Annotated in this window: 18 protein-coding genes; 16 read left to right on the top strand and 2 right to left on the bottom strand. The window is 42.2% G+C overall.

The annotated features are described in order from the left end of the window. Positions 1 to 45 precede the first annotated feature (45 nt). Positions 46 to 2,844 carry a bifunctional glycosyltransferase/CDP-glycerol:glycerophosphate glycerophosphotransferase gene (locus tag LU279_RS12995; protein WP_274422915.1) on the top strand — a complete coding sequence of 933 codons (2,799 nt, stop codon included), beginning with the start codon at positions 46 to 48 and terminating at the stop codon, positions 2,842 to 2,844. Between the two features lie 31 nt (positions 2,845 to 2,875). Further along, positions 2,876 to 3,307 (top strand): glycerol-3-phosphate cytidylyltransferase, encoded by a 432-nt coding sequence (gene tagD, locus LU279_RS12990; RefSeq protein ID WP_274422914.1) that lies wholly within the window; start codon positions 2,876 to 2,878, stop codon positions 3,305 to 3,307. On the opposite strand, the gene LU279_RS12985 is transcribed toward tagD, so the two are convergent. Continuing rightward, positions 3,304 to 4,182: a polysaccharide deacetylase family protein gene (locus tag LU279_RS12985; RefSeq protein ID WP_274422912.1), complete on the bottom strand. Its 879-nt coding sequence runs from the start codon at positions 4,180 to 4,182 to the stop codon at positions 3,304 to 3,306. The two genes, tagD and LU279_RS12985, sit on opposite strands and share 4 nt — an antisense overlap. Before the next feature lie 212 nt (positions 4,183 to 4,394). Here LU279_RS12985 and LU279_RS12980 point away from each other — a divergent pair, with 212 nt between their 5' ends. Both LU279_RS12980 and eno read left to right on the top strand, forming a co-directional pair. Continuing rightward, positions 4,395 to 5,783: an SGNH/GDSL hydrolase family protein gene (locus tag LU279_RS12980; RefSeq protein ID WP_274422911.1), complete on the top strand. Its 1,389-nt coding sequence runs from the start codon at positions 4,395 to 4,397 to the stop codon at positions 5,781 to 5,783. Positions 5,784 to 6,311: 528 nt separating this feature from the next. Next, the gene (gene eno, locus LU279_RS12975) at positions 6,312 to 7,652 is read left to right on the top strand and encodes a phosphopyruvate hydratase (RefSeq protein WP_274422910.1); all 1,341 of its coding nucleotides are present in this window, start codon (positions 6,312 to 6,314) and stop codon (positions 7,650 to 7,652) included. 113 nt (positions 7,653 to 7,765) lie between these two features. Here the strand turns inward: eno and LU279_RS12970 are convergent, their stop codons facing one another. Continuing rightward, complete coding sequence (locus tag LU279_RS12970) at positions 7,766 to 9,754, bottom strand: hypothetical protein (protein WP_274422909.1); 1,989 nt, start codon at positions 9,752 to 9,754, stop codon at positions 7,766 to 7,768. A gap of 165 nt (positions 9,755 to 9,919) precedes the next feature. On the opposite strand from LU279_RS12970, the gene secG reads away from it, so the two are divergent. The 12 genes from secG (at position 9,920) to LU279_RS12910 (ending at position 21,990) form a co-directional block, all read left to right on the top strand. Then, positions 9,920 to 10,156 (top strand): preprotein translocase subunit SecG, encoded by a 237-nt coding sequence (gene secG, locus LU279_RS12965; RefSeq protein ID WP_274422908.1) that lies wholly within the window; start codon positions 9,920 to 9,922, stop codon positions 10,154 to 10,156. Positions 10,157 to 10,274: 118 nt separating this feature from the next. Then, entirely contained in the window at positions 10,275 to 12,305 is a 2,031-nt protein-coding gene (gene rnr, locus LU279_RS12960) for a ribonuclease R (RefSeq protein ID WP_274422907.1), read from the top strand. A gap of 3 nt (positions 12,306 to 12,308) precedes the next feature. Continuing rightward, the gene (smpB, locus tag LU279_RS12955; RefSeq protein WP_274422906.1) at positions 12,309 to 12,779 is read left to right on the top strand and encodes an SsrA-binding protein SmpB; all 471 of its coding nucleotides are present in this window, start codon (positions 12,309 to 12,311) and stop codon (positions 12,777 to 12,779) included. Between the two features lie 122 nt (positions 12,780 to 12,901). Next, positions 12,902 to 13,834, top strand: a complete 933-nt coding sequence (locus LU279_RS12950; protein ID WP_274422905.1) for a hypothetical protein — start codon at positions 12,902 to 12,904, stop codon at positions 13,832 to 13,834. Positions 13,835 to 13,873: 39 nt separating this feature from the next. Beyond that, entirely contained in the window at positions 13,874 to 14,569 is a 696-nt protein-coding gene (gene pyrH / locus LU279_RS12945; protein WP_274422903.1) for a UMP kinase, read from the top strand. 56 nt (positions 14,570 to 14,625) lie between these two features. Then, entirely contained in the window at positions 14,626 to 15,177 is a 552-nt protein-coding gene (gene frr, locus LU279_RS12940; RefSeq protein ID WP_274422902.1) for a ribosome recycling factor, read from the top strand. 80 nt (positions 15,178 to 15,257) lie between these two features. Then, a complete protein-coding gene (locus LU279_RS12935) occupies positions 15,258 to 15,965 on the top strand; it encodes an isoprenyl transferase (RefSeq protein ID WP_274422901.1) in 708 nt (235 codons plus the stop codon). A gap of 3 nt (positions 15,966 to 15,968) precedes the next feature. After that, complete coding sequence (locus LU279_RS12930) at positions 15,969 to 16,763, top strand: phosphatidate cytidylyltransferase (RefSeq protein ID WP_274422900.1); 795 nt, start codon at positions 15,969 to 15,971, stop codon at positions 16,761 to 16,763. Positions 16,764 to 16,797: 34 nt separating this feature from the next. Next, positions 16,798 to 17,940, top strand: coding sequence for a 1-deoxy-D-xylulose-5-phosphate reductoisomerase (locus LU279_RS12925; RefSeq protein WP_274422899.1), 1,143 nt, complete (start codon positions 16,798 to 16,800; stop codon positions 17,938 to 17,940). A gap of 1 nt (position 17,941) precedes the next feature. Next, entirely contained in the window at positions 17,942 to 19,228 is a 1,287-nt protein-coding gene (rseP, locus tag LU279_RS12920; RefSeq protein WP_274422898.1) for an RIP metalloprotease RseP, read from the top strand. A gap of 63 nt (positions 19,229 to 19,291) precedes the next feature. Beyond that, entirely contained in the window at positions 19,292 to 20,641 is a 1,350-nt protein-coding gene (locus tag LU279_RS12915; RefSeq protein WP_274422897.1) for a phosphodiester glycosidase family protein, read from the top strand. 62 nt (positions 20,642 to 20,703) lie between these two features. Next, positions 20,704 to 21,990 (top strand): peptidoglycan-binding protein, encoded by a 1,287-nt coding sequence (locus LU279_RS12910; protein WP_274422896.1) that lies wholly within the window; start codon positions 20,704 to 20,706, stop codon positions 21,988 to 21,990. Positions 21,991 to 22,189: the final 199 nt, after the last annotated feature.

Here is a 22,189-nt window from a genome sequence, read left to right as displayed (position 1 = left end):
AACAGCAGACGGCTGAAGTAGGGGGAAGGAGAAACAGGGAGAACTATGGCAGATAGAGTGTTGGAGAAAGAATATAAGTTTAAAATATCCATTGTTATGGCAGTTTATAATGTAGAAAAATATCTTGAAGAAGCTCTGGACAGCGTTATTCGGCAGGATATTGGATTTGAAAAAAATGTTCAGATCATACTGGTTGACGATGGAAGTCCGGATAGGTCAGGAGAAATTTGTGACGATTACCAGAAGAAATATCCGAACAATATAAAGGTAATACACAAGTTAAATGGAGGAGTATCTTCTGCAAGGAACGAGGGTCTTAAATATATTGAGGGACGATATGTAAACTTCATGGATCCGGATGACAAACTGAGTGAGGGTACTTTAAAAGCTGTATATTCTTTTTTTGCAAAGTCGGAAAAAGATGTGGATCTGATTTCCATTCCTATGACTTTTTTTGAAGGAAAAGAAGGTCCTCATATTTTAAATTATAAGTTTAATTCAGGGAAAAATGAGGTTATTGATCTGTGGAAACGATTTAACTGTGTGCAGATGTCTCTTTCCAGTGCCTTTATAACAAAAGAAACAGCAGAAAAAATATATTTTGATACAGAATTGAAATATGCAGAGGATGCAAAGGTCATTATGCAGATCCTGTTAAAAAAATGCCGGTATGGAGTGGTTCCTGCTGCAAACTACTGGTACAGGATACGTATGACGGAAGATTCTGCGATTTCTTCCTCAAGAAAAATAAAAGAATGGTATATTGGGTATCTGGAAAAATTTTCTCTGGAAACTCTGAAAATGTATCAGAATGAATATGGATTTATTCCATATTTTGTTCAGTATACGATTATGTATGATTTGCAGTGGAGGTTTAAACTGGCAGAAATACCACAGGGTGTTCTGACAGAGGAAGAGGAAAAATATTTTCGTTCTCTTTTGATTGAATGTCTGTCCTGTATTGACAATCGAATGATCCTTTCCCAGAAATATATGACAAAGGAATATATGGATTATGTATTGTCTTTGAAACCTGAAAATGAGGGACAGAGAAAAGTAGAATATTTTGCCGGAGATCTGAATGTCCGTTATGGAAATTTTCCGGTTGTTTCTTTGAGTAATTTTACTCTGTCACTGGAAATTCTTACTTGCGGTGAAAAAAGTTTCTGCGTTGAAGGATCTGTAAAGAGGCTGGCAGAAATGCGAGATGCAGAAATTCAGATTTTTGCAGAAGTAAAAGCTGCAAATAAAAAGAAACAGATTATTTCGTGTAAGGTATTTGATCATCCGGGAGAAAAAGTGATATCTCTGGGGAGATTTCTGGCTGATCGAAAGGGTTTTGCGGCAGAGATTCCTTTTTCTTTTGTGGAAGGCATTACATCAGTTAAGTTTTATATGACTGTAGATGGATTTCCGGTGCGCTTTAATAATTATGGTACAGGCAATTTTTTTCCGCTGGATGTTTATTACAGTAATACATACTGTTGCAGAGGAGGATATATTTTCCGCCTGAATAAAGATACATTTTTTGTGGAAAAATCAGATTTTATCAAGCATATGAAAAAAGAGCGCCGTTTGCTTCGGGAGATAAAAAGAACATCGCTGTTTAACAGAAAAACCTCTGGAATTAAGCAGAAACCTACAGAGGAGGAACTGAAAGAGCGAGAAAAGATTATCAGACAGCGTTTAAGGATATGGCTGAATAGCTACATAAAACGCAGAGAAATCTGGCTTGTCAGTGACAGAATCAATAAAGCGGATGATAACGGAGAGGCTTTTTTTGAATATCTCTCTTCGCTGAAAGGCAAGAAACCGGATGTTTATTTTGTGATTTCAGGCGGAAGCAGTGATTATGAAAGACTGAAAAAGATTGGGAAGGTTATTGACAGGGATTCAGAAGAATACTACAATTTGTTTTTAAAAGCAGACGTGATTGTTTCTGCTCATGCAGAAGCATATATTACCAATCCTTTTGACAGTGCGCATACAAGACCGTTAAAAGACCTCATACGGAATAAACCCTTTATATTTCTGCAGCATGGTGTGATTAAAGATGATCTGTCAGGGTGGCTGCAAAAATATAATAAAAATATTTCTATGTTTGTTACGACAACAAAGCCTGAATATCAGTCTGTTCTGGAGGGAAACTATTTTTATTCAGACAGAGAAGTGGTAATGACAGGTATTCCCAGATATGACAGGCTTGAAAATAATCCTCAGAAGATTATTACGATCATGCCCACCTGGAGATCTGATCTTGTATCGGCTATTGATGCAAAAACCGGAGGAAGAACACTTCTTCCCGGATTTAAAGAAAGCAGCTTTTATCAAATGTATCAGTCTGTTTTTTCTGATGAGCAGTTTCTGGAAAATATACAAAAATCAGGATATCGGCTGCAGCTTCTGATGCATCCGAATATGAAGGTGACACTTGGCGAATTTTGTATTTCAGACAGTATCAGGGTACTGGAATTGGATACTTCATATCGCAGTATCTTTTCGGAATCGGATTTGATCATAACAGATTATTCTTCGGTTGCATTTGATTTTGCATATCTGAGGAAGCCTGTGATTTATTACCAGCCGGATCGGAAAGAATTTTTCTCCGGGACACACACCTATGTTCAGGGATATTTTGATTATGACCGGGATGGATTTGGTGAAGTATGCACAGATCCGGAGAAATTAAAAGAATGTGTGAATCTTTATCTGGAAACAGGATGTACTTTAAAGGAAGTTTACAGAGAAAGGATTGATCATACATTTCCTTACTCGGACAGGAAAAATTGTGAAAGAGTTTATGGTGAAATACAAAAGCTGAAAAGCCAGGTGATTTATAAATAAAAATTCCGGCTGTCGGTGGAAAGGAAAAAATATGAAACGTGTAATCACATATGGAACATTTGATCTGCTCCATTATGGACATATTAATCTTCTGCGTCGGGCAAAACAGCAGGGAGATTATCTGATCGTGGCTTTGTCTACTGATGAATTTAACTGGAATGAAAAACGTAAAAAATGCTATTTTTCTTATGAGAAACGCAAACAGCTCCTGGAAGCGATCCGCTATGTGGATCTGGTGATCCCGGAGGAAAGCTGGGCACAGAAGCGAACAGATGTGAGAGAATATCATGTAGACACCTTTGTAATGGGAGATGACTGGAAGGGAAAGTTTGACTTTTTAAAAGAAGAAGGGTGTGAGGTGGTGTATCTTCCACGTACTCCGGAAATTTCAAGCAGTCAGATTAAAGCAGATCTTCATACCATTGAAAATAATTTAGAGAAAAGTGAAACTGACCGGGATTAGTCCCCGGTCAGTTTGTCTAAAGAGTCAAAATGATAGCCCATTTCCTCCCATTTTGTGAGAAGTTCATCTAAGATCAGAGCATTGGTGGAAGAAGTGTTGTGAAGAAGAACAATGGCGCCGGGATGTATGCGGGATATTAATTTGTCAAAGGCTTCTTCTTTTGAAGGCTGCTGATCCTGGATCCAGTCTACATAGGCAAGGCTCCAGAAAAAAGTAGAATATCCAAGTTCTTTTGCCATTGTAAGATTTTGTGTACTGTAAATTCCACGGGGAGGACGATAAAATTTTGGCATGGATTGCCCAGTGATCTGCTGGTACAGGCTTTCTACTTCCTGAAGTTCTTTCTGGAAAGTTTCAGGAGAAGAAATCTGAGACATATCGGGGTGAGTCATGGTATGATTTCCGACAAGATGCCCTTCGGAAACTATTCGTTTAATAAGATCAGGATTGTCTTTCAGAAAATTTCCCACAGCAAAAAAAGTGGCGGGAGCATGATGTTTTTTCAGAGCGTCAAGGATGGCGGGGGTATTACCGTTTTCATAGCCGGCATCAAAAGTAAGATAGAGAACTTTTTCTTCTGTGTTCCGGGCATAGTAGGCATTGTATTCTTTCAGCTCCTGTATGGAGGCATTTCCAACCGGGCGGCATCCTTTTTCCTGAAAGCTGAGTCCCCAGTTGGAAGAGGCGGATGAGCAAGATACGGTTTCAGAGGCAGATTCGGATAGTTCGGATTTGCTGGTGTGACTGGAAATGACAGTGACCAGTTTTCCGGTACAGGCGCCCAGAAGAAAGGCTCCTGCAAGGATGGCGGGGATTCGGTATCGGTGCATATGACGACGTGAGAAATATTTCTGGAAAAAATAAGATGGTAACATAACATCTCCGTGATATATTTTTTACAATATATGTATGCAGATGTGGTATCATACAATAGAAAAGCGGAACATAAAAAATACAAAGGAAACTTTTCTTAAATATAACAAAAATATGAAAAAAAGATGAATTTCATATTGAATTTCTAAGTGAAAGCTGATATAGTGTATGTAGTTATGCTGAGAACAATGAAAATTAAATAAGGAGTTATGTTATGAAACAAATTTCAGGTAAGTGGAAAGGTATTGCATTTTTACTGATTTTATCGGCAGTGTTAATGTTTGGCGGAAGCAGGCAGGTGTCTGCGGCATCTGTAAAATGTAAAGTAACCTATGCCAATGCCCGCGGTGTCGTTTCTACGGATACATATAAGAACTGGGCAGAAACTGTTCAGAGAGGAGACTGGGTTGTTCTTCCTAAGCTGAAGGCTCCTTCCGGTTACTGTTATTACTGGGTTCTGAAGGATGGAAATACTGTACGAAAATATTTCCCTGGCGCGAACTTCAGAGTAAAAAAGAATGTGAAGTTTTGTCTGAATAAATATAAGCTGTATAATGTACAGTTTATGACAGAAAACGGTAAAAAAGAGTATACCAGTATGCGAGAGCGGATTGCAGAGGATATGTATGTGACGCTCCCTTCCGTTCCTCATAATTCCTCGTCAAGAGGTCTTGGATGGGCAACTTCTGTAAATGGAAAAAACTACAAAAAAGCAGGTACCAAAGTAAAGGTTACCAAAAATATGAAGTTTTATCCAATTACAGAAAAGGTTTCAGGTGTTAATCTGAGAATGTATAATGGCGATCTCTGGAGAGTAGTTTCTACAGCAGGAGGAAATGCAACGTTTCCGTCTGTGAACCTGGGAAGCGGCAATATGTGTCTTGGATGGTCGCGCACAAGAGGAAAAAGTTCTGCTCCAGAGTTTTTGGCAGGAGACAGGATTCCTTCGAAATCCGGTAATTATTATATGGTAGTTTTCGGAAAACATATGGATAAGGCACCTTCCTATATCCGCCAGCCGGAGAAGTATGATAAAGTGATTTTTGTAGGAGATTCTAGAACAATGGGAATGGCGAGAGCTATGAGGAATAATCCATTGCCAAGTATAGAATTTATTTATGCATCGGGTCAGGGAATAAACTGGTTTCAACAGCAGGGCTATTTAGCTTTGAAAAACAAAGTGATAGAACAGCCAAAAGATGATAAAGTCGCTGTGATTATAAATTTAGGAGTAAATGATTTACGAAATTACAGTGGATATACTAGGTATATGACTAGAGTTTCGGAAAATCTTACAAAGTACAATCCGAATTGTGATATGTATTATATGTCAGTTAATCCTGTAAACAGTGCAATGATTAAGAGTTATACAGGGACTGTAACAAGAACAGAGCAACAGATAGATGCGATTAACAGGATGATTCGTTCAACTCTTTGTAGCGGATCAAATCCTAGTTATCAGTATATTAATACCTGTAGCTATTTGCAGAAATACGGGTGGATCAGTAATATGAATAATGCGGGAATATATGATGGAGTTCATTATTCCAACGAAACCTATCTTCGCATCTATGATTTCTGTATGAAAATTTTAAACAGATAAAAAGTAAAAGGGCAGAGCAGAGAGTTCTGTCCTTTCTTCTGTAACAAAATTTTATACATCCCAACATTTATTATAGAACCACAAAAATAAGAGCCATCAGATATAATTTCTGCTGGCTCTTTTTAATGTTCACTGTCCAATGGATTAATCCTCCTTGAATTTATTATAAAACAATCTGGAATTATGTTTGTGTTCTCGGTGGTCTATACCTTCCTTTCATAAATTATAATGAACTCTTTTAAATTTCTGGTGGTCTGTACCTCCTTGTCAGATTATAAGATTTCGTTTATGTTTTCGGTGGTCTCACTCCTTTTTGTTTAATTTTTAAGTTCCTTTTGTTTTATGATTTTAATATAACAGATAAAAACGAATTTGTCAACAAGAAAAATGATAAAAATAAAATAAATATTATTTTAACTGCTAAAATAGACTTAAATAAATAATTAACTGAAAATATAAGAAAATTACCGTGAATAGAAAAAGCGATTCAGGATAAGATAAGATTATCAAGTTTTAGGAGGTAAAAAAATGTTGCGTTATTTACCTGTACGCAGAATTCACGCAAGACAAGTCCTGGATTCCAGGGGAAATCCTACAGTTGAGGTTGAGGCTACAGTGGGAGAGGGAATCGTTGGGGTTAATGGATATACAGCAAGAGCCATAGTTCCTTCCGGAGCATCCACCGGAAGATTTGAGGCAGTGGAACTTCGAGATGGTGAAAAAGGAAAATACCTTGGACTAAGTGTGGAAAAGGCTGCAAATAATGTAAATACAAAACTTGCAGAAGCAGTTGTGGGAGAAAACGCACTTGATCAAATGAATATAGACAGACTTCTGACAGAAGCTGACGGAACAGACAATAAAAGCAGCATAGGAGCCAATGCTGTTCTGGGTGTTTCCCTGGCAGTGGCAAGAGCGGCTGCCAAAGCTCTGAGGATTCCGCTTTATCAATATCTGGGCGGCTGTCATACCAGAAAGCTTCCTGTGCCTATGATGAATATTCTGAATGGGGGACGCCATGCAGATAATACAGTAGATCTGCAGGAATTTATGATCATGCCTGTGGGAGCGGAAGATTTTACAGAAGGACTGCGTATGTGCGTGGAGATTTATCAGTTTTTAAAGATCATTCTTAAAGAAAAGAATCTGTCCACGGCAGTGGGAGACGAGGGTGGCTTTGCGCCGGATCTTGAAGATTCCAAAGACGCTCTGGATCTGATCATCCAAGCGGTGGAGAAGGCCGGATATGAGCCGGGAAAGCAGATTGCAATTGCCATAGATGCAGCTGCCAGTGAACTGTATGAAGAAGAAAAGGGCGTTTATTATTTTCCTGGAGAAAGTAAAATGAAAGGAAAAGATGTATTCAGAGATTCTTCGGAAATGATTGAATATTATCAGGGGCTGTTGGAGGATTTTCCTGTGGTTTCTATTGAGGACGGACTGGAGGAAGACGACTGGGAAGGCTGGAAGAAGCTTACAGAGCGTCTGGGAGAAAAAATACAGCTGGTAGGAGACGATCTTTTTGTTACAAATAAAAAAAGACTGGCCTGTGGAATACGTTTGCATGCAGCTAATGCAGTGCTTGTTAAGGTAAATCAGATTGGTACGCTGACAGAAGCTATGGATACTGTACGTCTGGCTCAGCAAAACGGATACCGGGCAGTGATCTCACACAGATCCGGAGAAACCGAGGATTCTTTTATTGCAGATCTGGCAGTTGCGTCTGGCGCAGGTCAGATAAAAACAGGAGCGCCCTGTCGCTCTGACAGAAACGCAAAATATAACCAGCTTCTCCGTATTGCAGAACAGCTTGGTGAGAATAGCGAGTATCAGAATCCTTTTGAGGGACTTTCGGAGGAAATCATATAACGGCAGACAGAGAGCTGGTATATGGACAAAGCAGAAATTATTTGAAAATAAAAGATCCTCCGCGGCGCTTTTGGCAAAACGGAGGATCTTTTTGCAGAACAGGATACACACGATTATTTTAAAGTGAAATACTGAAGCACAGCTCCTTTAAATTCAAATTCCCGGGATAGGGTGTAAGTGTCCAGAAGCCACTGGCTTTTTTCTCTGGAACTGTATTTTTCCAGCCGGCTGATCGTTCCCTCTCCGGCAAGAAAAGCAGGGACTTTTTTTGCTTTGATATCGTCCATGATATAGTCGCCTGCCTCCGGTCTCAGAGAGAGATCAGCCAGATCCAGAGTATAGCATCCGGTATCCCAGCGGAGGATGGAGTAAATTTCCGGCACGCCGATTCCGAAGGCGTAGGTGTTTTCAGGAATATTTGCAGCAATGTGAGCAGCAAAATCATTCAGTTCCTGCTGGTTATGCAGCTCTTCTCTGAGAATTGTGTTCTGTCCGTACTGAATAATATTTCCGGTGGAAACCGTCATCAGAACAAGCAGGGAAAGGGCGGTAAAAGTACCTTTAAAAATCTGCATTCCGCTGAAACTATTTAAGCTTCTGATCCGGAAAGTCTGGAAAACATTCATTCCTTCTTCGGCCAAAATACACAGAAGCAGAATACATGGAATGTGAATGATCTCCAGATTGTGATAAGCTGCCCGGTTGATAAAATATGTGATCTGTCCTAATGAAAGGACTGCGGTGGCGAAAGTAAAACAGACTCGAAGGAGATGCTGACGGTCTGTTTCTTCCTGTGTGCGAACGAACCATATATGGGAAATGCCCCATGCGCAGGCCATAAAAAACAATACAAGGATTACCATATAGGCGCTTACAAAATCAGGAAGATCCACTCTTAACAGATCATCCATGTACGAGGATTGGAGAAGCGGAAAAAGGAATTCGCGGATTCCGGTGATATGTCCGCCGCTTATTATGTTATATAGTTCCACTACAGCATATGCTCCCACAAAGCTGAGAAGGATTCCTGCAAAGTGCAGGAGGCAGGTTTTTAAAACTGGAAGCCAGGAGTCTTTTTTTCTGCAGAGGCAGTGAAGAATCCAGAAAGCTGCCCAGGAAACCGCACAGAAAAGTCCTGTTTCTGTATTCCACAGGATTCCAAGAAGCGAAAGCACATATCCCAGAATACAAATGAGGCGGCCGCTTTTTTTGAAACGAACACAAAAAGCAATCCAGAAAAGCATCAGGCACATAAAAAGAATTCGGTGAGGCCATAACTGCCAGTAGATCCCGCTTCTCATAGAAAGAACGGGAAAAGTAAGGGCAATTGCCCCCAGGATCCTTAAAAGATTGTTTTTTACAATAAAATGAAGTGCCAGAAAAGCAGCAAGGAAACAAAGGGCGCCGATGACGGTATTCAGAAAAATAAAATCAATCAGGTCACCGCCAAGAAGTTTCATGGGAAGCTTGTATAAAATACCGTAGTGACCGTAAATACTGGTGGTATATTCCGTGTAGGGACTTCCGTGCATTACATTGTATATGGAATTAAAATATGCATCCATATGAAGACGGTCTGCTTCATTTCTGAGAAAAACCTCCGGTGTATAAAAGTTATAGGCAACCAGAAGAGTAAGAAGTCCATAAAAAAGCCACATAGCCCAGGGCTTTACGGAAAAGCTATTATTTCTGGCAAAATGAAGAAAAAAGGTTCCTTCTGTTACAAGGCAGACAAGAACGAGCCAGAAAGGAACGGAATGCCAGATGTACCGTGCGGAATGAGAACCGTAGATATCTGTTTCCAGGCGATACATACGCATAAAGAAAAGAATATTTACTGCTGCAAGAAGTATTACTGTAAAAAAGGCATTTCGGGGTGCGTCAAAAAAGCAGGGCTTTTTTGTACGTGTCAGAAGAAGAGAAAAAATAAGATAGGAAATGCAGAATAAAATAACCGTCATTGCATAAGTAAGAAGATTTACATTTCCAATGGAACTGACCACAGCAGACAGAGCAGGTATTCTGAAGCAGCATACTGCAAAGCCGGCGGACAGTATAAGAGAGGCAAAAAACGCCATAATCCTGTTAGTTGGAGTTTTCATGTTGACCATCCTTTAAATTTGATAAATTTCGTAAAACAGCATAAGCCGTTCCTGTATATCATCCCTGAAAGAAGTTCTGTTGTCAAGGTTTTTGGAGAAAAACTGTTGAAATCCCAAAAGCCATATGATACAATAAAAAACAGTTGATTAGGAGGTGTAACCTAAATGGAAATCTTAAGAATTATCCTTACGGTAATTTTTGTCTTAGATTGCATAGGTCTTACAGTCATTGTACTGATGCAGGAAGGTAAACAGCAGGGACTTGGCACTATTGCCGGTGTTGCAGATACCTACTGGGGAAGAAACAAAGGACGTTCCATGGAGGGTGGTCTGGTAAAGGCGACTACTGTCATGGCAATACTGTTTTTTGTTCTGGCTGTCATTTTGAATATGAATTTCTAAGGATTATGGAAGGCAAAATGGAGACACTCTTGTAAATTCGCAAGAGTGTTTTTTTGCCTGAGTACGCAGAAACGGCAGCTCTGACAGGGCTGTCTGTGTTTACAGAAAAGGAGTTCAAGTGAGCAGAAAGAAAATCTGGGAAAAGAAAAAAAGATTCCCGAAAGAAAATCACGCATCATATAAGAAAAAAAATATAAAAAGTCTGAAAAAACAGGGACTTTTGGCAGAGGGCGTTTTTATCGGTAATGCCAGAGGCTTTGGATTTGTAGAAACAGCAGAGGATGAAGAGGATATTTTTATTCCCGCAGATGCTGTAAATACAGCGCTTCATCAGGACCGGGTGCAGGTTCTTCTGAAAAAAGAACAGAAGGCTGGGAAACGCAGAGAAGGAACAGTCATAAAAATTCTGGAAAGAGGAACCACAGAGGTTGTGGGAACTTTTCAGAGAGAAGGAGATTATGGCTTTGTACTCTGTGATAATCAGAAAATATCCAGAGATATTTATATTTCTCCAAAAAATTCGCATGGCATCAGAGACGGAGAAAAGGTGGTTGCCCAGATCCTTGATTATGGCTCTGACAGACGTAAGCCAGAAGGAAAGATTACAGAATCTCTGGGAAATATCCATGCTCCGGGAGCAGATATTCTGGCTGTTGTAAAAAGCTATGGCATTCCTTCTGAATTTCCGGTTCGCGTAATGAATCAGGCAATGAGAGTGCCGGATCATGTTCTGGAAGCTGACTGGGACGGAAGAGAAGACCTTACCGGACTTATGACAGTTACCATTGACGGTGAGGACGCCAGGGATCTGGATGATGCAGTTTCTCTTGTAAAGGAAGGGGACATTTATCATCTGGGTGTGCACATTGCGGATGTCAGTAATTATGTTCAGGGCGGAAGCGCTATTGATAAGGAGGCACTGAAAAGAGGAACCAGTGTTTATCTGGCAGACCGGGTGATCCCTATGCTTCCGGAACGGCTGAGTAATGGAATCTGTTCGCTCAATCAGGGAGTGGAGCGTCTGACTTTGAGCTGCTTGATGGATATTGATGAAAATGGAACCGTTGTATCTCATAAAATTACGGAAAGTGTCATACGTGTAGATCGTCGTATGAGCTATGAACAGGTGCGGTGTATTCTGGAAGACGGAGAAACAGAGATTAGCAGAGAATATGAGGAATTTGTTCCTATGTTTTTCCTGATGAAAGAACTGTCCGGTATTCTCAGAGGATGCCGCCACAACAGAGGTTCTATTGATTTTGATTTCCCGGAAAGTAAGATCATTCTCAATGGGGCCGGCCGTGCTATTGATGTAAAACCATATGAAACCAGCGTGGCAACGGAGATCATCGAAGATTTTATGCTTCTGGCAAATGAAACAGTAGCGAAAGAATACTGTAAGGGAGAGTATCCCTTTGTTTACAGAACCCATGAAAATCCTGACCCGGAAAAAGTGGAGGAACTTCTTATGCTTCTTCATAATCAGGGAATCAATGTCCGCAAATCCGGACAGGAGATCACGCCCAAGGAGATTCAGGAAATTCTGGAAAGTATTCATGATCTTCCGAACGAAACAATGATCAGCCGTCTTACTCTCCGTACCATGAAGCAGGCAAAATACACTACGGAATGCAGCGGACATTTTGGCCTGGCTGCCAGATACTATTGCCATTTTACTTCTCCGATCAGAAGATATCCGGATCTTCAGATACACCGGATCATCAGAGATAATCTCAGAGGAAGGCTGAAACGGGAAGGAAAAACAGAGCATTACCGGGAGATTCTGGAAGAAGTTGCCCGTCAGTCAAGTGTGTGCGAGAGAAGAGCTCAGGAAGCAGAACGGGAATCTGACAAAATGAAAAAAGCAGAGTATATGTCCTATCACCTGGGAGAGGAATTTGACGGGATCATTTCCGGAGTAACCGGATATGGTCTGTACGTGGAACTTACGAATACAGTGGAGGGACTGGTCCATATTACTGCCTTAAAGGATGACTATTATACGTTTGATCAGGAGGCTCATGAACTGAGAGGAGAACTGACGAAAAAAGTATATCATCTTGGACAGAAAATCCGTGTCCGTGTGGCAGATGCGGATGCAGTAAAAAGGTCTGTGGATTTTACGATCGCGGGAGAGCAGGAGGAATAGGCTATGGCGAAGAAACAGGGAATCAGACTGATCGCAAATAATAAAAAAGCTTTTCATGATTATTTTATAGAAGATACCTTTGAAACAGGAATTTCGCTGGCAGGGACTGAGGTGAAATCTCTCCGTATGGGCAAATGCAGCATAAAAGAGTCTTTTGTCAGAATTGAAAAAGGCGAGGTTTACATTTATGGTATGCATATCAGTCCCTACGAAAAGGGGAATATTTTCAACAAAGATCCTCTTCGTGTAAGAAAGCTTCTGCTTCACAGATACGAAATCAACAAGCTGGAGAGTAAACTAAAGGAAAAGGGACTGACTCTGGTTCCCCTTAAGGTGTATTTTAAGGACAGTCTTGTAAAAGTGGAGATTGGCCTTGCCCGGGGTAAAAAGCTTTATGATAAACGCCAGGATATTGCGAAAAAAGATCAGAGACGTGAAGCGGAACGGGATTTTAAAGTAAAAAATCTTTATTAGAAAGTCTTAAAATTGTGTGAATTTACCTGACATTTAGTTGACAAGAAAAAGATACTAAGTATAATTATAGTAATGAAACTATGTTCAGAGATTTCCATTAATATGAATGGGAGGTTTATAATATGAAAAAAAGATATCTTGCAATAGCCGGACTGTTGCTGCTTGCAGTTGCAGCGTCTGGTTGTGGAAAAGAAAAGGATAAACCGGCCGAACAGCAGGTTCAGGCAACTCCGACAGTTACTCCGCAGGTGACAGAGGCTGCAGATCTGGTAGAGATGGAAGTATCCGATGAAAAAAATATACTCGGAGAAAAAAGCGCCACAGCATCTAAAGTTGCGATCATCAACCGGACCGGTTCGGAAATAGGAGCTATTTACATTCGTCAGCATCCGCAGACTGAAGAAGAAACAGATGATGAAGAGTGGGGCGATGATCTGGTAAACGGAATGTTTACTCTGAAAAACGGAGATCAGGCAGTATATTATTATAAGAAACCGTCTTCTGCAAAAGTTACTTATGATATCCGGATCACCTATACAGATGAGGATAAGAATGAGTGCTTTTTCCGGGATCTTCCTCTTGCGTCTATGAAACAGATCACTCTGCGTATGAGCGGAAACGGTGAGGACGGTATTCCTTATGCAACTTATATGACTGCCACAGGAAAAAAAGAGATTTCCACCCTCAAAGATGTAAAGGAACGTCTGGGACTGACAGAGGATGAAGCTGACGATACAGATGAACAGAAGCCGACATTTTCACCGGAACCGACATCTTCGCCGGAGCCAACATCTTCACCGGAGCCAACACAGACCCCGGATGATGAAGATGACGATCCGGACGACACTCAGCCTACAGATGATACCATTGACAAGGCAACCGGATATATTGGACAGTCCATGGATGATCTGATTTCGGCGATCGGTTCTCCTCAGTATGATGAATATGAGGATGAACCGGATACAGGAAAAACCGGCTATCACTATTATTCAAACTTTACCGTCTCAACTACAGTAGATGAAGATGGCAATGAGATTGTTACCGGTATCTGGTAAAAGGCTTTTGTACGAAAAGAAACAGGAGAGGATAAGATTATGAAGCGTATTTTACTGAAATTAAGCGGAGAAGCTCTTGCAGGAGCAAAAAAGACCGGCTTTGACGAGGAGACAGTTGTTGCTGTAGCCAAGCAGATCCGTACCATTGCAGAAGAGGGAACTCAGGTGGGAATTGTGATCGGAGGCGGAAACTTCTGGAGAGGACGTACAAGCGAGACGATCAACCGTAATAAGGCGGATCAGATTGGTATGCTTGCTACAGTAATGAACTGCATTTATGTTTCCGATATCTGCAGATATCTGGGAATGGAAACAGAAATTTTTACCCCGTTTGTATGCGGCGCATTTACAAAACTGTATTCCAAGGATGCGGTAGAGGAGGCGTTTAAGGCCGGAAAGATTTTATTCTTTGCAGGCGGAACCGGACATCCGTATTTCTCCACAGATACGGCAACTGTGCTGCGTGCAGTAGAAATTGAGGCAGAAGCGATCCTGCTTGCAAAAGCTGTAGACGGAATTTATGACAGTGATCCGAAGGTAAATCCGGAAGCAGTAAAATACGATGAGATTTCTATTGAAGAGGTTGTTGACAAAAAACTTGCGGCAATGGATCTTACAGCGTCTATTATGTGCCTTGAGCAGAAAATGCCTATGCTGGTGTTCGGGCTTGAGGAAGAGAACAGCATTGTCAATGCGGTTCACGGTAAGTTTTCCGGTACAAAAGTAACGGTTTAAGCTGCCGTATATGATGCAGCAAGGCTGCAAAAAACAAGGAGAGGGAGATTAGACAAATGGATGAAAGAGTTCAGAAGTATGACAGCAAAATGACAAAAACATTAAACGGATTTGAGGCGGAGCTTTCTACAATCCGTGCAGGACGTGCCAATCCGCATATCCTTGACAAGCTTACCGTAGATTACTATGGAAGTCCTACACCTTTACAGCAGGTGGCAAACGTTACTGTACCTGAGGCGCGCATGATTCAGATCCAGCCATGGGAATCCAGCCTGATCAGAGAAATCGAAAAAGCAATCCTTACATCTGATCTGGGACTGAATCCAAGCAACGACGGAAAAATCATCCGCCTTGTTCTTCCGGAACTTACAGAGGAGCGCCGTAAGGAACTGGTGAGGGATGTTAAGAAAAAAGGAGAAGCAGCCAAGGTTGCTGTCCGTAATGTCCGCCGTGATGCCAATGACGCATTTAAAAAGCTTACCAAACAGGATGTGTCTGAGGATGAAGTAAAGGATCTGGAAAATGAAGTTCAGAAGCTGACAGATAAATATATTAAAGATATCGAGGCAGCAGTAGATAAAAAAGCAAAAGAGATCCTGACTGTATAATTCAGCGGGAAAGTGAAAGGAGAGCTGTAAAAGATAGCTCTCCTTTTGCCATAACACAAAAATTACCGGGAGGAGCGGCAATGAGAGTACCGAATCATATAGCGATCATTCTGGATGGTAACGGACGCTGGGCAAAGGCAAAAGGAATGCCCAGAAGTTACGGCCATGTAAAGGGCTGTGCAAATCTGGAAACGATCTGTGACGATATGAAAGAGCTGGGAGTCAGATATCTGACAGTGTATGCATTTTCAACAGAAAACTGGAAACGTTCAAAGGAAGAAGTGGATTCCTTAATGAATCTGTTTCGCAATTATCTGAAAAAATGTATAAAGATTTCCAGAAAAAATAAAATGCGTGTGCGTGTTCTGGGAGATATTTCTGCTTTTGATGAAGATATTCAGCAGAAGGTCAGAGAGCTTGAAGAATTTTCAAAGGATTATGACGAGCTGTTTTTCCAGATTGCTCTGAACTACGGCGGACGTGATGAGATTGTAAGAAGCATCAGGAAGCTTGCGCAGGATGCAGTAGATGGAAAAGTCAGCCCAGGAGAGATCACAGAGGAAGTATTTGAAAAATATCTGGATACTGCAGGAATTCCTGATCCGGATTTTATGATCCGTACAAGCGGGGAACAAAGACTTTCCAATTACCTTCTGTGGCAGCTTGCATACACAGAATTTTATTTTACAGATGTGGCATGGCCGGATTTCCATAAGCCGGAGTTGATAAAAGCCATAGAAAAATATAATGAACGCGACCGAAGATACGGCGGAGTGAAGGAGGAATAGACAATGTTTAAAACAAGACTTTTAAGCGGCATTGTTCTGGTGGCGATCGCTCTTCTGACGATTATGAGTGGAGGATACGTTCTGCTCCTGACGCTGCTGTGCGTTTCCCTGATCGGCATGAGAGAGTTGTATAATGCCATGGGAGTGCATAAAAGTGGTATGGATCTTCTGGAGCTGGCCGGTTATCTGGGGGCAGTTCTTTATTATGGCACTGTTTTTCTGGGATTTGAAAAATATGGAATGATGGCAGTGATCCTTTCTCTTGTTCTTCTGATGTTCGTCTATGTATTTACTTATCCCAAATATCAGGCAGAACAGGTAATGTCCGCATTTTTCGGGCTGGTCTATGTGGCGGTGATGCTGTCCTTTATTCTTCTTACAAGAAATCTGGAAAACGGTCATCTTCTCGTATGGCTGATCTTTTTCTGCTCCTGGGGCTGTGATACCTGCGCATATTGTGTGGGAATGCTGATCGGAAAACATAAAATGGCGCCTGTATTGAGCCCGAAAAAATCAATTGAGGGAGCAGTAGGAGGAGTTGTGGGAGCTGCCGGGCTGGGAGCTGCCTATGCGGCGCTCATTCATGCCCCGGTAGTGGAATATGCAGTGATCTGCGCAGTGGGAGCCCTGATTTCCATGGTTGGTGATCTGGCTGCATCTGCCATTAAAAGAAACAGAGGCATTAAAGATTATGGAAAGCTGATTCCGGGACATGGAGGGATTCTTGACCGTTTTGACAGTGTGATCTTTACTGCGCCTGTTATCTATTACATGGCAAAATTTATTCTGGGTATATAAAAACAGATTATAAAATACCCTATAAGGAGTCAATATGAAAAAAATTGCGATTTTAGGTTCTACAGGCTCAATCGGAACACAGACGCTTGATGTTGTCCGTTCCAATGGAGATATTAAGGTTCTGGGAATCAGTGCCGGAAGAAACGTAAAGAAACTGGAGGAGCAGGCAAGAGAGTTTTGTCCCAGACTTGTTGCTGTGTGGGAGGAAGACGCAGCCCGGGAATTAAGGATAAAGCTTCAGGATACAGATATTAAAGTTGTCTCAGGGATGGAGGGACTTCTTGAACTGGCTTCTATGGAAGAAACAGAAATTCTGGTAACGGCGATTGTTGGAATGCTGGGTATCCGCCCTACCATAGAGGCAATCCGGGCAGGTAAGGATATTGCGCTTGCCAATAAGGAAACTCTTGTTACGGCAGGTCATCTGATCATGCCTATGGCAGAAAAATACGGGGTCAGGATTCTTCCTGTTGACAGTGAGCACAGCGCAGTATTCCAGTGCCTGAACGGAGAACGGCGAAAAGAAATACATAAGCTTCTGATCACAGCCTCCGGCGGACCTTTCCGCGGCAGAAAAACAAAAGACCTGGAACAGGTGACTCTGGCTGATACCCTGAAACATCCAAACTGGGTAATGGGACAGAAGATTACAGTGGATTCTGCAACTCTTGTGAATAAGGGACTGGAAGTGATGGAAGCCAAATGGCTTTTTGATGTGGAACTTGACCGGATCCAGGTAGTGGTACAGCCTCAGAGTATCATTCATTCCATGGTGGAATTTAAGGACGGAGGCATTATGGCACAGCTTGGAACACCGGATATGCGTCTGCCTATTCAGTATGCTCTTTATTATCCGGAAAGGAGATATCTGGATGGCGAGAGACTTGATTTTGCAAAGCTTGGACAGATTACTTTTGAAGAGCCTGATATGGAAACCTTCCAGGGACTTCCAATGGCGGTTCAGGCAGCCCGGGAGGGCGGTTCCGTGCCGACTGTTTTTAATGCGGCAAACGAGCTTGCGGTAAAAAAATTCCTTCACGAGGAAATTCGTTTTCTGGATATTTATGATATTATCGGGCAGTCTATGGAAAGGCATAAAAAAGTAGAATCTCCTGATCTGGATGAAATCCTGGCAGTAGAAAACGAGACATATCAGTGGATTGAAAGCAGGTGGTAAATTGAAGATTCTGATTGCTGTTATTATATTCAGCGTGATTATTATCATACATGAGCTTGGACATTTTCTTCTGGCAAAGAAAAACGGAATCGTGGTAACTGAGTTTTCCCTTGGCATGGGCCCGCGGCTTTTCAGTACGCAGAAGGGAGAAACACGGTACTCTATCAAACTTTTTCCTATTGGCGGTTCCTGCGCCATGCTGGGAGAGGATACGGGCGAGGAAGATCTTCCCGGGACTTTTAATGCTGCTCCGGTGTGGGGAAGGATTTCTGTTGTAGCGGCAGGACCGATATTTAATTTCATTCTGGCATTTCTTTTGTCCGTGATCATTACCGGCTTTGTGGGATATGATCCGGCAGAAATCATGGAAGTGGAAAAAGGATCTCCGGCGGCAGAAGCAGGGCTTAGGAAAGGCGATATTGTTACAGAGTTTGACGGTTATACGATAGACGTTGCCCGTGATATGTATGTGTATTCCTATCTGAATGAGCTTCAGGAAGAGCCTGTTACCATGAAGGTGCGTCGTAACGGTGAAGAAAAAACATTTACCTATACGCCGGATGTTTCGGTTCGTTATCTCCTGGGATTCAATCGTTCCGATACGGATTCCATGGAGATTCTTTCTCTGATTGAGGGAATGCCTTTAGAAGCTGCAGGGCTTCAGGAAGGGGATGTGATCACATCTATTAACGGAACCAGGATTCCTGACGGGAAAGCGTATGAAAACTATATTGCAGAGCATCCGCTTTCTGATAAAGAAGTTGAGATTACCTATGAACGTGACGGTCTGGAATACTCAGCAGAGATCACCCCGAAGGAATACAGAACCCCGATTCCCGGGTTTTCCTACAATATGGGATATACCAAGGCAGAAGGCTTTCAGGTTCTGAAATATGCGGCTCTGGATATAAAATATATGATCCGCACCACACTTCTGAGTCTTAAAGAACTGGTGACAGGAGGACTTGGCGTAAAAGATCTGAGCGGTCCTGTGGGAGTTGTGGATGCCATTGGAACTGCCTATGAAGAAAGCAAAAGCGCAGGAACTTTGATGCTTTGGATGAATATGCTGAATATGGCTGTGCTTCTTTCGGCAAACCTTGGCGTTATGAATCTTCTGCCTATTCCTGCTCTGGATGGAGGACGGCTTGTATTTCTCTTTATAGAGGCAGTAAGGAAAAAGCCTGTGAACCGTGAAGTAGAAGGTATGATCCATTTTGCGGGTCTGATGCTTTTGATGGTGCTGATGGTTGTCGTCATGTATAACGATATCCTTAAAATATTCTGATTGTGTTTGCATAAAAGCCGGGAAATCCGGCTTTTGTGCTAGTGTTCTAACGGAGGAACGGATTTGAAAAGAATTTGTGGCAGAGGGATGTCTGGCCTTCTGATGGCAGCGCTGGTGTCTTTGGGAGGCATTGGGGCTGTCTGCTTTTTTACACAGCGGCCGGAAGAAAAAATATTTCAGGAAGAGGAAACAGAGAAACTAAAAACACAAGTAGAACAGGCGGAAGCAGGGATACCGGAAAAAGCGGGTCCCGATCCGGAAGGTCAGAGGGAATCCCGGAAAAAGGAAAAGAGAGAAGATCTGTACAGGCGCCCAGATGTAGGAACATCAGAAGAAAAAGAACAAATGGCAGAGGAGAACCGAAAAAAGAAAGAAGAGAAAAGACAAAGAGAAGAGGCAGAAAACAGGGTGAAGAATGTGGAAGAAATGCTGGCAAAGCTTTATGATCCTGCTTCAGATTCTGTGGCGATGAATACTTCAAAAAACAGTAAAATTTTTCAGGATGTACAGACGGAAATTTGGAAGCTTCCTCTGTCTTATGAGCAGAAACACCGGGAATTTCAAAAAACTGTGGACCGCATATCAGACGAATGGCACTACATAAATGACGATCTGCATTATGAGACAGAAACACTGAAGATATCGGTACAGAAAAAGGATGTCGGATATACAAAATACTGGGTCTGTCATGTGGAAACCTTCAATCCCCGGCAGCTGTGCTCGGCTCTCTGCGGAGGAACTTATGGAAATCCCCGCAAACCGGTTTCAGAGGAACTTGCAGCTCATAATGGAGTGATCGGTGTAAATGGAAGCGGATTTTCTTATGGAACAGGAATACCTGCTCCTGGAAAAACCATGATCAAAAATGGAAAGATTTATAATGATGTGTATTCTAACGGAAATATTTTCTGTGTGACCCAGGATGGGGGGATGTTTACCGCAGCGGCAGGAATGACGGCTGAGGATATGCTGAACCGGGGAGTAAAAGATACCTATTGTTTTGGTCCTACTCTGATAGAAAACGGCAAAGTATCGGAGATATCCGGACAGTTTACGCAGACGGCACGATATCAGAGAACCGCGGTGGGAATGGTGCATCCGGGAGAGTATTATCTTGTGGCAGTTGACGGAAAAGGCGCAGGAGGATCTGAAGGTATGACCTATCAGGAGCTTCAGCAGGTATTTCTGGATCTGGGATGTGAGTATGCGTATCATCTTGACGGAGGAGGCTCTACGACGCTTGTGTTTAAAGGCAGGGTTCTGAATATGCTTACAGATGGAGGAAAGGAGCGTCCTTGTGCTGATATTCTGTATTTTATTGATGCCGGTGACGGCGCAGAAGGGGAAGGGATTGTGATCCATGAAAACGAGGCAATGATCCGGCCTTCCAGTGGTAAGAGCAGTTTGAAATAGGTCTGCGTATAAAAAAAGAGGAAAATGCATAAAATGCTGTAAAACTGTTTTTGGAGAGCAGAATGAATCAGTTCTATCCCTATAGAAACTACAGAGGCGTGCGTATGCAGCAGGAAAATATTTCCAGAGGAGGTCTGCAGGTCACTGTTCTTACAGAAGACGGAACAAGACCAATAGAAGATGCAGTAGTAAGAATTTCCTATACAGGAGAACCTGATCGGATCGTAGAGGAGATAAAAACAGATTCTTCAGGTCAGACTCCGGTGCTTGAACTGAAGTCCCCTCCTCTGGAATACAGTATGGAACCTTCGGAAGAACAGCCTTATGCTGAATACACCATTCAGATACAGGCAGAGGGATTTGAGAGGGAAGAAATTGCAGGAACGGAGGTTCTGCCGGATGTCCTTGCCCAGCAGCCTGTCAGACTGAGATTTCAGTCACAGCAGAGTTTTGACAGAATTGTGATCGGCCCTCATACATTGTTTGGGGAGTATCCGCCCAAAAATCCGGAGGCGGAGATCAAACCGGTCAACGAAACAGGAGAGATTGTTTTAAGCAGGGTTGTGATTCCGGAATACGTGGTTGTTCATAATGGTCCGGTGGGAGATTCGTCTGCTGGAAATTATTATGTGCGATATAAAGATTATATAAAAAATGTGGCAAGCAGTGAGATTTATGCCACCTGGCCGGATGATACCATACGTGCCAATGTTCTTGCTATTATGTCATTTACTCTGAACAGAGTGTATACAGAGTGGTACCGGAATAAAGGATATGATTTTACTATTACCTCATCGACAGCTTATGATCACAAATGGATTTATGGCAGAAATGTGTTTGACAGTATTTCCAGGATCGTGGATGAGCTGTTTGAAAATTATCTGTCCCGTCCGGATGTGCGTCAGCCGATACTTACTCAGTACTGTGACGGGCAGCGTGTACAGTGCAGGGACAGAGGCTGGATGACTCAGTGGGGAAGTAAAACGCTGGGGGATCAGGGATATTCGCCTATAGAGATCCTGCGTTATTTTTATGGGGATGATATGTATATTAATGTTGCAGAAGAGGTTTCCGGGGTTCCGGCTTCCTGGCCCGGGTATGATCTGGATATTGGGACTACAGGGACAAAGGTGCGTCAGCTTCAGGAACAGATTAATACAATATCCCGATCCTATCCGGCAGTTCCTTCGGTAAATGCAGACGGTATTTACGGACAGAGGACCGCAGATGCAGTACGGCGTTTTCAGGGCGTGTTTGGTCTTCCTGAAACCGGAATTACCGATTATCCTACCTGGTATAAAATACAGGAGATTTATGTGGCGGTCAGTCGAATCGCCGAGTTGAACTGAGGTAAATATTGCAAAAAAGTAAAACATTTGCGAAAAATAAAAAAATTGAAAAAAGGTATTGACTTTATCTGCCGGTTTTGATATACTACAATTCGTCGCGAGGGAGAAAGAAAATAATCCCAAAGAAATGCGATATGCGGAAGTGTCGGAACTGGCAGACGAGCAAGACTAAGGATCTTGTAAGCATTGCGCTTGTGTG

The sequence above is a fragment of the Blautia sp. XA-2221 genome (assembly GCF_028767025.1).
In the GTDB taxonomy this organism is placed as follows: Bacteria; Bacillota; Clostridia; order Lachnospirales; family Lachnospiraceae; genus Blautia_A.
Note: the sequence above shows the minus strand (reverse complement) of the source record. Positions and strands in the feature narration are given on the sequence as shown.

Coding starts and splice junctions, on each gene's coding strand:
- LU279_RS12985 (WP_274422912.1), bottom strand. CDS start 4,182: ATGTTACCATCTTATTTTTTCCAGAAATATTTCTCACGTCGTCATATG.
- tagD (WP_274422914.1), top strand. CDS start 2,876: ATGAAACGTGTAATCACATATGGAACATTTGATCTGCTCCATTATGGA.
- eno (WP_274422910.1), top strand. CDS start 6,312: ATGTTGCGTTATTTACCTGTACGCAGAATTCACGCAAGACAAGTCCTG.
- LU279_RS12930 (WP_274422900.1), top strand. CDS start 15,969: ATGTTTAAAACAAGACTTTTAAGCGGCATTGTTCTGGTGGCGATCGCT.
- LU279_RS12925 (WP_274422899.1), top strand. CDS start 16,798: ATGAAAAAAATTGCGATTTTAGGTTCTACAGGCTCAATCGGAACACAG.
- smpB (WP_274422906.1), top strand. CDS start 12,309: ATGGCGAAGAAACAGGGAATCAGACTGATCGCAAATAATAAAAAAGCT.
- pyrH (WP_274422903.1), top strand. CDS start 13,874: ATGAAGCGTATTTTACTGAAATTAAGCGGAGAAGCTCTTGCAGGAGCA.
- LU279_RS12970 (WP_274422909.1), bottom strand. CDS start 9,754: ATGAAAACTCCAACTAACAGGATTATGGCGTTTTTTGCCTCTCTTATA.
- LU279_RS12995 (WP_274422915.1), top strand. CDS start 46: ATGGCAGATAGAGTGTTGGAGAAAGAATATAAGTTTAAAATATCCATT.
- secG (WP_274422908.1), top strand. CDS start 9,920: ATGGAAATCTTAAGAATTATCCTTACGGTAATTTTTGTCTTAGATTGC.
- LU279_RS12950 (WP_274422905.1), top strand. CDS start 12,902: ATGAAAAAAAGATATCTTGCAATAGCCGGACTGTTGCTGCTTGCAGTT.
- LU279_RS12910 (WP_274422896.1), top strand. CDS start 20,704: ATGAATCAGTTCTATCCCTATAGAAACTACAGAGGCGTGCGTATGCAG.
- frr (WP_274422902.1), top strand. CDS start 14,626: ATGGATGAAAGAGTTCAGAAGTATGACAGCAAAATGACAAAAACATTA.
- LU279_RS12935 (WP_274422901.1), top strand. CDS start 15,258: ATGAGAGTACCGAATCATATAGCGATCATTCTGGATGGTAACGGACGC.
- LU279_RS12980 (WP_274422911.1), top strand. CDS start 4,395: ATGAAACAAATTTCAGGTAAGTGGAAAGGTATTGCATTTTTACTGATT.